The sequence below is a fragment of the Flexivirga sp. genome, from assembly GCF_035551235.1.
Lineage (GTDB): Bacteria > Actinomycetota > Actinomycetes > Actinomycetales > Dermatophilaceae > Flexivirga.
The window spans coordinates 26,683-38,198 of the sequence record NZ_DASZNO010000021.1 but is presented as its reverse complement, the minus strand read 5'-3'; the positions used below and the strand labels follow the sequence as shown (position 1 = coordinate 38,198).

General features: G+C 68.1%; 11 protein-coding genes and 1 pseudogene. 11 read left to right on the top strand and 1 reads right to left on the bottom strand.

Annotation, left to right across the window (positions count from 1 at the left end; genetic code table 11):
* Positions 1–4 precede the first annotated feature (4 nt).
* Both VG502_RS05390 and cobA read left to right on the top strand, forming a co-directional pair.
* Positions 5–580 (top strand): histidine phosphatase family protein, encoded by a 576-nt coding sequence (locus VG502_RS05390; protein WP_325548998.1) that lies wholly within the window; start codon positions 5–7, stop codon positions 578–580.
* 8 nt (positions 581–588) lie between these two features.
* Entirely contained in the window at positions 589–1,350 is a 762-nt protein-coding gene (gene cobA / locus VG502_RS05385) for a uroporphyrinogen-III C-methyltransferase (RefSeq protein ID WP_325548997.1), read from the top strand.
* 182 nt (positions 1,351–1,532) lie between these two features.
* Here cobA and VG502_RS05380 read toward each other — a convergent pair whose 3' ends face one another.
* Complete coding sequence (locus VG502_RS05380) at positions 1,533–2,117, bottom strand: SACE_7040 family transcriptional regulator (RefSeq protein WP_325548996.1); 585 nt, start codon at positions 2,115–2,117, stop codon at positions 1,533–1,535.
* Between the two features lie 105 nt (positions 2,118–2,222).
* Between VG502_RS05380 and VG502_RS05375 the strand changes: the two genes are divergently transcribed.
* The 9 genes and pseudogenes from VG502_RS05375 (at position 2,223) to kynU (ending at position 11,448) form a co-directional block, all read left to right on the top strand.
* Positions 2,223–2,780, top strand: coding sequence for a MaoC family dehydratase (locus VG502_RS05375; protein WP_325548995.1), 558 nt, complete (start codon positions 2,223–2,225; stop codon positions 2,778–2,780).
* Positions 2,777–3,628: an HpcH/HpaI aldolase/citrate lyase family protein gene (locus VG502_RS05370; RefSeq protein WP_325548994.1), complete on the top strand. Its 852-nt coding sequence runs from the start codon at positions 2,777–2,779 to the stop codon at positions 3,626–3,628. The genes VG502_RS05375 and VG502_RS05370 overlap by 4 nt, the downstream gene beginning before the upstream one ends.
* Entirely contained in the window at positions 3,625–5,169 is a 1,545-nt protein-coding gene (locus VG502_RS05365) for a carboxyl transferase domain-containing protein (RefSeq protein WP_325548993.1), read from the top strand. Before VG502_RS05370 ends, VG502_RS05365 begins: the two co-directional genes overlap by 4 nt.
* A 5-nt stretch (positions 5,170–5,174) precedes the next feature.
* Positions 5,175–7,124, top strand: a complete 1,950-nt coding sequence (locus tag VG502_RS05360) for an acetyl/propionyl/methylcrotonyl-CoA carboxylase subunit alpha (RefSeq protein ID WP_414655701.1) — start codon at positions 5,175–5,177, stop codon at positions 7,122–7,124.
* Positions 7,099–7,191, top strand: a pseudogene (locus tag VG502_RS05355) (succinyl-CoA--3-ketoacid-CoA transferase); the annotation flags it as partial. The gene VG502_RS05360 and the pseudogene VG502_RS05355, both read left to right, overlap by 26 nt.
* Before the next feature lie 54 nt (positions 7,192–7,245).
* Positions 7,246–7,824, top strand: a complete 579-nt coding sequence (locus VG502_RS05350; protein ID WP_325548991.1) for a biotin transporter BioY — start codon at positions 7,246–7,248, stop codon at positions 7,822–7,824.
* Between the two features lie 150 nt (positions 7,825–7,974).
* Positions 7,975–9,339 (top strand): APC family permease, encoded by a 1,365-nt coding sequence (locus VG502_RS05345; RefSeq protein WP_325548990.1) that lies wholly within the window; start codon positions 7,975–7,977, stop codon positions 9,337–9,339.
* On the top strand, positions 9,336–10,178 hold the full coding sequence (locus tag VG502_RS05340; RefSeq protein ID WP_325548989.1) for an MBL fold metallo-hydrolase: 843 nt from the start codon (positions 9,336–9,338) through the stop codon (positions 10,176–10,178). Before VG502_RS05345 ends, VG502_RS05340 begins: the two co-directional genes overlap by 4 nt.
* A gap of 25 nt (positions 10,179–10,203) precedes the next feature.
* Positions 10,204–11,448 carry a kynureninase gene (gene kynU / locus VG502_RS05335; RefSeq protein ID WP_325548988.1) on the top strand — a complete coding sequence of 415 codons (1,245 nt, stop codon included), beginning with the start codon at positions 10,204–10,206 and terminating at the stop codon, positions 11,446–11,448.
* Positions 11,449–11,516 lie beyond the last annotated feature (68 nt).

Genomic DNA, 11,516 nt, shown 5'->3' with positions numbered 1-11,516 from the left:
CGGCATGACGCACCCGGTCTATCTCGTCCGCCACGGCCAGTCCGAGTGGAACGTCCGCCGACTCACCCAGGGGCAGACCCCGCATCCGCCGCTGACGGCGCTCGGCCGCGCGCAGGCGGGCCGGGCCGCAGAGCTCATCGCCGCCGAGCTCGCCGTCGAGGGGTATGCCGTGCGAAGGATCGTCAGCAGCGATCTGACCCGGGCCGTGCAGACCGCCGAGATCGTGGCCGCCCGGCTCGGTGGCGTCATGTCGAGCGACATCCGACTTCGCGAACAGGCGCTCGGCTCGCTGGAGGGGCGGGGCTACGAGGAGACCTGGGCCGCCGCGCAGGAGTTCGACTGGTCGGACCCGACGCAGCCGATCGCCGGCGGCGAATCGGCGATGGACGTCCACCGCCGTATGGCGGCGGTGCTCGCGGAGTTGCCCGACGACGAGGTCACCGTGCTGGTCTCGCACGGCGACGCGATCCGGGCGGCCGTCGCGCACCTGTCGGGTGTGGAGCCGCACGAGGCCGAGTGGGTCGAGGTCGCCAATGGGGCCGTCGCCCGCATCAGCGGCGGCATCACCTGGCTTGCATAATGACCTGCGTGTCCAGCCTCAGCATCACCCTGCAACCGGCCGACTTCGCCGGAGTGACCCTCGTCGGCGGGGGGCCGGGTGCCGCGGACCTGATCACCGTCGCCGGCCTGAAGGCGCTGCTGGCCGCCGAGGTGGTCGTGACCGACCGGCTGGCGCCGCGTGACCTGCTGCGCGAACTCGAGCCGAGCGTCGAGCTGATCGATGTCGCGAAGGTGCCCCGGAGCCGGTTCACCGCCCAGGAGGACATCAACGCGCTGCTGATCGACCGGGCCCGGGAGGGGAAGCGCGTCGTCCGGCTCAAGGGTGGCGACAACTACGTCTTCGGCCGCGGCTTCGAGGAGGTGCTGGCGCTGCAGGACGCCGGCATCCCGGTCCGGGTGATCCCGGGGCTGTCCTCGACGATCGGCGTTCCCGCGCTCGCCGGCGTGCCCGTCACGCACCGCGGCGTGGTGCACGACTTCACCGTGGTCTCCGGGCACCTGCGGCCGGGCCACCCCGACAGCCTCGTCGACTGGCCGGCACTGGGCCGCCTGCGCGGCACGATCGTGCTGGTGATGGCGGTGGAGAACGCCGGCGCGATTGCCGCTGCACTGATCGACGGAGGCCGGTCCGAGGACCTCCCGGTCGCCGTCATCAGCGACGGCTCACTCCCGACCGAACGCGTCGTGACCACCACGCTCGCCAAACTCGGCGACGTGATCGGGACGGAGTCGATCCGCCCACCCGCCGTCATCGTGGTCGGCGAGGTCGCGGCGCTCGGCCGCGCCTGAGCTTCCTGAACGCCCCCGCACATCCGACCAATCGATTCGCTGAATCAGGTTGTGGCCACGCGTGATTCGTCTGAACCACGCGGTGGCTCTCGAGCTTGCCGGGTTACCGGACCTGGTCCGGGGCTACGAGGACATCAAACCGACGAACGTCGAGCGGTGCTGCAACCGTCTCGACGAGGTGGTCAGGCGGCTGCAGTAACTGCCGCGAGGGCCATCCGGTCCAGCAGGGCAGTCATCTGCTCACGGTCCAGGCGTGCGCTGTGCGGCGTCGAGTTGATGAGTGCGAACACCGCGTGGGCGGCGGCGCGAGCGTGCTCTTCGTCGGCCGGGACGACCGCGCGAATCACCTGGACCCAGCGTTCGACGTACTTGCGCTGCAGGCGCCGCACCTTGCGGCGGTCCGCCTCGTTCAGGCTGTCGAGATCGCGGTACTGGACCGTGATCAACGATGGGTACGTGAGCGCGAACTCGATGTGCCAACCGATGAGGGCATCGAGTGCGGCCTGCGGGCCGCGTTCGACCGTTGCCCGATAGCGCCGTTCGCCCTCGTCCAGAAGACGCTGACTGATGCCGATCAGCATTTCGGCGAGCAGGGCGTCCTTGCTCGCGAAGTGCTTGTAGAGCGCCGGTCCCGACAGGCCGAGCGCCGAGCCGAGATCGGCGATCGAGACGCCGTGATACCCACGCGCGGCGAAGAGTTCGGCTGCGACATCGATGATCTGCTGCCGTCGCGCCCCGGCCTGGCCGCTTGCTGCCGTCCTGCCCATGGCGACAGCCTAGACAGGTCGGTTAATGATTGCTAACTTCGTGACTAGTTAATGGTCATTAACTTCCGCGTCGCCTCTCGGCCGGCGGATGGAAAAGGAGCACCGATGGACGAGTCGACGAGTGCCGTGCGGGAGCGACGGGTCGTGCAGCGTGGGTTGTGGTTCGAGGAGTTCGAGGTCGGCACGATCTATGAGCACCGACCCGGTCGGACTGTGACCGAGGCCGACAACGTGTTGTTCACGACGTTGACGATGAACACCCAGCCCCTGCACTTGGATGCACACGAGAGTGGACAGCAACCGCCGTTCCACGAGCGGCTGGTGAACTCGATGTTCACCTTCTCCACGCTGGTCGGGCTCTCGGTGTCCCAGCTCACGCTCGGCACGATCGTCGCGAACCTGGGCTTCAGTGAGGTGAAGTTCCCGGCGCCGGTGCGGCATGGGGACACGTTGTATACCGAGACGCTGGTGACCGGCAAGCGCCCGTCGTCCAGCAGGCCGGGGGAGGGCGTGGTGAACCTTCGGCACGTCGCTCGGAACCAGCACGGCGACATCGTTGCGTCCGCGGACCGCAGCACCCTGGTCCGGATGAAGCCCGATGAGACCACCCCACGAAGTTCTTCACTCGTTCCTCGTTCCGATACTTCGCGGGGACCCCGATGAGGGAGCCGTTGCTGCCGGGTCCAGCATGGTTGTTCTGTCCCGCCGACCGACCGGATCGCTACCCGAAAGCCCTGGCAGCGGCGGACGTCGTCATTCTCGACCTCGAGGACGCCGTCGCACCCGACAAGAAGGGCATGGCGCGTGATGCCCTGCGTGGCCTGGTTGAGGACCGGGCGTTCGACCGCGACCGGACGGTGGTGCGGATCAACGCTGCTGACAGTGCGGAGCACGTCGCCGATCTCCAGCTGATCGACGCGTTGTCGCTGCCTCGGGTCATGCTTGCGAAGTCCGAGAACGCGGATGACATCCGTGCGCTGTCGTGCGATGTGGTTGCTCTCGTCGAGACGGCGCGCGGAGTGGAGCACGCCGGCGCGCTGGCCGAGCCGGACAACACGATCGCGATGATGTGGGGTGCCGACGACCTGCTCGCGAGCATGGGCGGCACCGGCAGCCGCTTCCCGGACGGCAGTTACCGGGACGTCGCTCGCTTCGCGCGAGTGCGCGTGCTGACCGCGGCGAAGGCGGCCGGTCTGCTGGCTCTGGATGCAGTCCATATGGACATCCCGGACACTGCCGGGCTGCAGTCCGAGTGTGCGGACGCGGTGGCGTCGGGTTTCGACGGCACGGTCGCCATTCACCCGGGCCAGGTCGCGGTGATCCGCTCGACCTATGCGCCAACCGACGAGCAGATCGACTGGGCCACAAGGCTTTTCGCGCACGTCGGCGATGACCGTGGCGTGGCGACGTTCGAGGGCAGGATGGTCGACGGCCCGATCTACAAGCAGGCAGAGCGTGTGCTCCGGCTGGCCGAACTGACCCGAGCACCTACGAAGGAGTCCCGCCGATGACGGACCTACGAGAGTTGACCGTGCAGTTGCGCGAGCGGTTGGTGCGCGCCCGCCAGGGCGGCAGCGAAGCAGCCCGGCGCAAGCACACCGATCGCGGCAAGCTGCTGGTGCGCGACCGGGTGGACCGGCTGCTGGATCCCGGCAGTCCGTTTCTGGAGTTGAGCCCGCTCGCGGCATACGAGATGTATGGCGGGTCCGACCCGTGGACCGTGCCGAGCGCGGGGCTGGTGACCGGGATCGGCCGGGTCGCCGGCCGCGAGGTGATGGTGATCGCCAACGACGCGACGGTCAAGGGCGGCACCTATTACCCGCTGACGGTCAAGAAGCACCTGCGGGCGCAGACGGTCGCCGCGCAGAACCGCCTGCCCTGCATCGCGCTGGTCGACAGCGGCGGCGCGTTCCTGCCCAAGCAGGACGAGGTCTTCCCCGACCGGGAGCACTTCGGCCGAATCTTCTTCAACCAGGCCAATCTGTCCGCTCAGGGCGTCCCGCAGATCGCCGCGGTGATGGGCTCGTGCACGGCGGGCGGGGCCTACGTGCCGGCCATGTCGGACGAGACGGTCATCGTCGCCAACGAGGGCACGATCTTCCTGGGCGGTCCGCCGCTGGTGAAGGCCGCGACCGGTGAGGTGGTCAGCGCCGAGGACCTGGGCGGCGGTGACGTGCACGCCCGCAAGTCCGGTGTCGCCGATCACCTGGCAACCGATGACGATCACGCGCTGGAGATCCTGCGCTCGATCGTCGACACCTTCGAGCGTCCGGGCGCGGGCTCGCTGACGCCGGCCGCTGTCGAGGAGCCGGTCGAGGACCCGGAGAGCCTGTATGACGTGGTCCCGGCCGATTCGCGCACGCCGTACGACGTGCGTGAGGTGATCCGCCGCATCGTCGACGGCTCACGGCTGCAGGAGTTCAAGCAGCTGTATGGCGAGACGCTGGTCTGCGGGTTCGCGCGCATCCACGGGTACCAGGTCGGGATCGTCGCCAACAACGGCATCCTCTTCAGCGAATCCGCCCTGAAGGGAGCGCATTTCATCGAGCTGTGCAACCAGCGCGGCATACCGCTGCTGTTCCTGCAGAACATCACCGGCTTCATGGTCGGGCGGGAGTACGAGAACCGCGGCATCGCCAAGGACGGCGCAAAGCTGGTCACCGCGGTCGCCTGCTCGGTGGTGCCGAAGTTCACCGTCGTGATCGGCGGGTCCTACGGGGCCGGCAACTACGGGATGTGCGGTCGCGCCTACGACCCACGGTTCCTGTGGATGTGGCCCAACGCGCGGATCTCGGTGATGGGTGGTGAGCAGGCGGCGTCCGTGCTCGCCACCGTCCGCAGCGATCTGGAGACCGAGGAGGACGTCGAGGCGTTCAAGGCGCCGATCCGCGCGCAATACGACGAGCAGTCGTCGGCCTACTACTCCACGGCACGGCTGTGGGACGACGGGATCATCGACCCGCTCGACACCCGGCGGGTGCTGGGCATGGCCCTTGCCACGGCAGCGAATTCGCCGGTCCCGGCACCCAACTACGGCGTCTTCAGGATGTGATGACCTTGTCGAGCACTCTCTCCAGCACCCTGTCCATCCGGTCGGTCCTGGTCGCCAACCGCGGCGAGATCGCGCTGCGTGTCTTCCGCACGGCCCGCCGGCTGGGACTGCGCACCATCGCGCTCTACACCGACCTCGACGTGGCGGCGCCACACGTGCGCGCCGCCGACGTCGCGGTCCGGGTACCCAATTACCTGGACATCGACGCCGTGGTGGGCGCCGCCGTGTCGGCAGGCGCCGACGTCGTCCACCCCGGATACGGATTCCTTTCCGAACGCTCGGCTTTCGCGGCCGCCCTGCAGGAGGCGGGCATCGCATTGGCCGGTCCGAGCCCGCAGGTCATGGAGCTGATGGGCCGCAAGGACGCTGCGCGTGACGTCGCCGTGGCGGCCGGCGTGCCGGTGGTCCCGTCATACTCCTTCGACACCGACCCGGACACGTTCGCCTACCCGATCCTGGTCAAGGCGGCTGCGGGCGGCGGTGGCAAGGGAATGCGCGTGGTGCGCTCCGCGGACGATTTCGCCGAGGCCGTCGCCGCGGCGAAGCGGGAGTCGGCCAGCGCCTTCGGCGATGACACCCTGCTGCTGGAGAAGTATGTCGAATCCGGCCGCCACCTGGAGGTGCAGGTGATGGCCGACACGCACGGCAACACGCTGCACCTGTGGGAGCGTGACTGCTCGACCCAGCGTCGCCACCAGAAGGTGCTGGAGGAGGCACCGGCGCCCACCATCGACGACGACCTGCGGCGCCGATTGTGTTCGGCCGCAGTCGATCTCGCACGTCAAGCCGGGTATGTCGGCGCCGGCACCGTCGAGTTTCTGCTCGACACCGCGACGAACGAGTTCTACTTCCTGGAGATGAATACCCGGTTGCAGGTCGAGCACCCGGTCACCGAGTCGATCACCGGCCTCGACCTCGTGGAGTTGCAGCTGCTGGTCGCCGACGGCCAGCCGCTGCCAGTGACCCAGGACCAGGTCACCAGCGACGGCCACGCGATCGAGGCACGGGTCTACGCCGAGGACGCGTTCGGCGGGTTCCTGCCGCAGGCCGGCACCGCGACCGCGGTCCGCTGGCCGAGCGACATCGCCCGGGTCGACCACGCGTTGGAATCCGGGCAGGTCGTGAGCACGTCATACGACCCGATGCTGGGCAAGGTGATCGTGCACGCGCCCGACCGGGAAACCGCCCGGCGCGGCCTCATCGCCGCACTGGACGCGACCGCGATCTTCGGGCTCACCACCAACACCGGGTTCCTGCGAGCACTACTGGCAACAGATGAGTTTCGCGATGCGACGATCGACACCGCCTGGCTGGACCACCACACGGTGGACGCACCCGATCCGGCGCCCGCCCGAGCCATCGCAGCCTGGCACCTGGCGACGCACCGGCCGGCGACGGGCTCGCCGTTCGACGCCGATGGCTTCCGCATCGCCGGTGCATCGGCACCTGTGCGAATGGGCCTCGACCAGCCGGTGTGCGTCGATCCCGCCACCCACCAGGTCGACGGCCTGACCGTGCGGGAGCTGGACGACGTGACCGCGGCCGCCGGCACTTTGACCCGCGTCGAAGTGGATCTCGAATCCGTCGGGCGCACAACCGTATTCGTCCGCCCGCAGCGTCGTGGTGCCGAAGCGAGCTGGCGTGGTCAGCGGTTCGTCCTCGTCCCGCCGGACCGGGCAGCTCACGGGGCCGACGCGACCAGCGACGGCACAGTCACCGCGCCGATGCCCGGCACCGTGCTCGACGTGCGTGCGGCGGTCGGCGACCGGGTCCGGGCCGGCGACGTCCTGGGCGCCATGGAGGCGATGAAGATGGAGCTCACCCTGACAGCCCCACACGACGGCACCGTCAGCGTCGTCGCCGCCGTGTCGGGCAAGCAGGTGGCGCTCGGTGCCCCATTGTTCGAGATCGCGGCCGGCGACGCCGAAGACGGCCCGCAACTTCAACCTGCTTGACGCGATGTGCGGCCGGATCACCGTCGCGGAGGTCGAACACCTCGTCGAGCCCGGCGAGCTGGGCCCCATACTGCACACCACCTGAACCAATGAACTTCGCAAGCTGCGTCGAAGGAGAATGATGTCCACCAGCACCCTGGCACCAACCCTGATCCGTGTCCCGGCCGTATGGCGCGAGGCCGCGCTCGTCTCGATGGGCGTCCTGTTCCTCGCGCTGTCGGCGCAGGTCGCGATTCCGCTGCCCTTCACCCCGGTGCCTCTCACCGGGCAGACCTTCGCGGCACTGCTCGTCGGCGGCGCGTACGGCGCTGCGCGCTCGGTGTCCACTCTCCTCGCGTATCTCGCGGTCGGTGTGGTCGGTCTCCCGGTGTTCGCCGACGGAGCCCATGGGATGACGACCCTGCTGTCGGCGACCGGCGGCTATCTCGTCGGCATGGTCCTCGCCGCAGGCATCGTCGGCGCGGCCGCCGAACACGGTTGGGACAAGGCGCTTCTCAGCTCCATCGCGGCGATGTTCGCCGGAACCGCCGTCATCTACATCATCGGCGCGGGATGGCTCGCGACCGCCCTCGCAGTCGGTCCGGGTGAAGCATTCGACCTCGGTGTCCAGCCGTTCGTGGTCGGCGACCTGCTCAAGCTCGCCCTCGCCGGCGCGGTTCTTCCCGCAGCATGGCGGCTGATCGGACAAGCACGGCGATGATCCACTGAGCGTCACTGCGCTGCGAGCAGGTGGTATGTCCGGATGGTAATGCCAGTAGGGCATTAGTGGCATTGGACAGGCATATGGCGGCGGTCACATGCTGGTTCTTGTACGAGAACTCCCTCGCCACGGGCCGAAAGGAACTGCTCCATGGATGGCTCCGCGCCACTTCGGCAATCCAGCAACCGGCTGCGCCGTGAGGTGACGCTTCCGCAAGCCATCGGCGTCTCCTTCCACCAGATCGTCGGTGGCGGCGTCATCGCGCTGATGGGCACGGCCATCGGGCTGACCGGCGCCGGCACACCGCTCGCATTCGTCCTGGCGGCGATCGCGGTCGCGATCTACTCGTTGCCTCTCGCATTGCTCGGCAGTGCCATGCCGGTCACCGGCGGCAGGTACGCATATGCCGCGCGACTGCTGTCCCCGACGGCTGGTTTCGTCACGATGTGGTTCTCGATCGCAGTGGTGATCCAGCTGAGCCTGATGTCCCTCGCCGGGGCGCAGTATCTCCATGCCTGGGCGCACCTGCTGCCGGTGCGACCAGTGGCCGTGGCGTTGATGACGGTGTTCCTCGTGACCAACCTCTTCGGATCCTCGCTCTCCGGGCGGGTCGGTCTCTGGTTGGGTGCGGTGATGTTGCTGGCGTTCGGTGCGTTCATCGTTGCGGGTGTGCCGAAGGTGAGCTGGTCCGCCCTGCATGACGTCACTCCGCACGGGGCGACCGGCTTGTTCACTGCTTCGGCGATGCTGACGTTTGCGGTCACGGGCAGTTCCTACGTCGCCGAGCTCGGTGGCGAGATGAAGCGGCCGGGCCGGGACGTCCCGGTCTCGATGCTCGGCGGGATCGGTATCGCGCTCGTGCTCTACCTGCTGATGGCCATCCCGGCCGTCGGCATACTGCCCATCGGCGACGTCGCCGGAAAGCCGATGACGGTGGTGGCGGAACATCTGTTCACCTCTCCCTGGATGACGTTCTTCGTGCTCGGCGGTGCCCTCGTGTCGGTCGTGGGACACATCAACTCGCTGCTCATGACATCGACCAAACCGTTGCTCGCCGCCGCCGAGGACGGCTGGTTCCCCGCCCGGCTCGGTGCCGTCAACGCCCGATTCGGCACGCCGCACTGGCTTCTGCTGTTGCTCTATCTGGTGGGCGTGGCACCCGTTGTGCTGGGCTTCAGCGTGGCGAGCATTGCCGGGATGGTGTCCGTCGCTGCCACCCCGATGATGGCCGTCATCGCTGTCGCTTCGCTGCGGCTACGCACCGTCGAACCCGAGCGCGAGGCGTCCGCGCCGTTCCGGCTCGGCCGCAGAGTGCACATCGTGGTCGTGCTGCTCAGCCTGGGGATCCTCGGTGAGCAGGCCTACCTGCTCGTCAAGGACCTCGCCGCGCCCGCCATCTGGGGACTGGCCGGGTGGACCGCGCTCGGGCTGGTCATCATCCTGGTCCGCCGTCGTTCCAGCACGAGCGAGCACGCCGCAGATCTTCACCCGACGACGAAAGCGATGGCATCGTGACGACCCGAACCGTCCTGCTGGGAACTGCCGGCGGACCCGCTCCCAAACCGAGCCGCAACGCCCCTGCACAGGTTGTGGTCGTCGACGGCGCGGCTTACGTGATCGACTGCGGCAACGGGGTCGCCCGCCAACTGATGCTCGCCGGGGTGCCACTGGACACGGTGCGTGCGGCCTTCGTGACCCACCATCACTCCGACCACAACGCCGATCTCGGGACCCTCCCGCTGCTCGCGTGGGCCTGCAACCTCGAGCGGACCATGCAGCTCTACGGTCCGCCGCCGACGAAACAGATGGTCGACCACTTCCTTGCGATGAACCGCTTCGACATCGACACCCGAGTCGCTGACGAGGGTCTCACTCCCTTGGATGACCTCGTTGCTGCGCACGACGTGAGTGATGCAGGCGTGGTCTACGAGGACGACCGCGTCCGCGTGACCTGCGCCCGCGTCCATCACCCGCCGATCGAGACCGCGCTGGCGTTCCGCTGCGACACGGCCGACACGTCGATCGTCTTCTCCGGCGACACCGCACCCTGCTCCGGCCTGATCGACCTCGCGCGCGGCGCTGACACCCTCGTGCACGAGGTCATGCATCTTCCCAGCGTCGACGAGATGGTCGCCAAGTACAACGCTCCGACGCTCAAGGATCACCTGCTCGCCAGCCACACCAGCGCCGAGGACGTCGGCCGGGCTGCGACCCGCGCCGGCGTGCGGCGGCTGGTCCTCAGCCACTTCGTCCCGTCCGACCTGCCGATCGAGGACGACGTATGGCGGGCTGCCGCGGCTTCGACGTTCGACGGCGAGATCGTCGTCGGCCATGACCTGCTCGAACTGCGCTGACCTCCCCATTCGGAAAGGAACCGATGTGACAGACCTGGACCGCACGCACTGCGAGCGCCTCGACGCACACGATGAATTGGCACCGCTGAGAGACCGTTTCGTGGTGCCCGACGGAGTGACCTACCTCGTGGGCAATTCGCTCGGCGCGATGCTCAAGGACGTGCCCGAACGGCTTCACCGGACAGTCACCGAGGAGTGGGCACAAGGGCTCGTCGGCAGTTGGAACGCTGCCGGCTGGTTCGACAAGCCGCTGACCGTCGGCGATCGCTTGGCGCCGCTGGTGGGCGCCGGCCCGGGACAGCTGGTGGTCGGCGACAGCACCTCGGTCAACCTCTTCAAGGTCGCCGGCTCCGCGCTGCGGCTGCGCCCGCAACGTTCGGTCGTGATCGCCGAGAGCGGCAGTTTCCCGACCGACCTCTACATGCTCCAAGGGCTGGTCGGCTGGACCGGGCAGCACCGCCTGGAGCTGACCGATTCCGCGGGGCCGTCATTGGACGACCTGCTGTCCGACGACGTGGCCGCGGTGGTGCTGAGCCATGTCGACTACCGCACCGGCGAGCTGCTGGACATGCCGAGCATCACCCGTCGGGTGCACGATGCGGGAGCGCTGATGATCTGGGATCTGTGCCACAGCGTCGGTGCGCTCGACATCGACCTTCCCGGCAGCGAGGTCGACTTCGCCATCGGATGCACCTACAAGTATCTGAACGGCGGCCCCGGCTCACCGGCGTTCGCCTATGTGGCACCCGGGTTGCAGGACGACGCGGTCCAGCCGCTCTCGGGATGGCACGGTCACGCGGCGCCCTTTGCCTTTACTACGGATTACGAGCCGGCAGAGGGGATTTCGCGATTCCGAACCAGCACTCCGCACATCCTGTCCTATACGCCGCTCGAAGTCAGTCTGGACATGTTCGAGCAGCTGGACATGTCGGCGGTGCGCGGCAAGAGCCAAGCGCTGAGCGAGTTGTTCATCACACTGGTCGAACAGGAATGTGCCGGCTTCGATCTGAGCCTGGTCTCACCACGAGAAGCCGCACGACGGGGGAGCCAGGTGTCGTTGCGGCATCCGCGCGCCTATCAGGTCGTGCGTGCACTGATGGATCATGGCGTCCACGGCGACTTCCGAGCCCCCGACGTGATGCGTTTCGGATTCACCCCGCTCTACCTGCGATTCGTCGACGTGTGGGATGCAGTCGCCGCTCTTCGCGAGGTGTTCGCCGGCGGCGAATGGCAGAGCCAGCCGGAACCGAGCGTCACGGCTGTCACCTGAATGGACGGCGGGACACCCGATGAGCCGTCAGGGCCGACAACGTTCGGCACTGACGGCTCATAAGCTTG

Coding starts and splice junctions, on each gene's coding strand:
- VG502_RS05390 (WP_325548998.1), top strand. CDS start 5: ATGACGCACCCGGTCTATCTCGTCCGCCACGGCCAGTCCGAGTGGAAC.
- VG502_RS05380 (WP_325548996.1), bottom strand. CDS start 2,117: ATGGGCAGGACGGCAGCAAGCGGCCAGGCCGGGGCGCGACGGCAGCAG.
- VG502_RS05375 (WP_325548995.1), top strand. CDS start 2,223: ATGGACGAGTCGACGAGTGCCGTGCGGGAGCGACGGGTCGTGCAGCGT.
- VG502_RS05370 (WP_325548994.1), top strand. CDS start 2,777: ATGAGGGAGCCGTTGCTGCCGGGTCCAGCATGGTTGTTCTGTCCCGCC.
- VG502_RS05365 (WP_325548993.1), top strand. CDS start 3,625: ATGACGGACCTACGAGAGTTGACCGTGCAGTTGCGCGAGCGGTTGGTG.
- VG502_RS05350 (WP_325548991.1), top strand. CDS start 7,246: ATGTCCACCAGCACCCTGGCACCAACCCTGATCCGTGTCCCGGCCGTA.
- VG502_RS05345 (WP_325548990.1), top strand. CDS start 7,975: ATGGATGGCTCCGCGCCACTTCGGCAATCCAGCAACCGGCTGCGCCGT.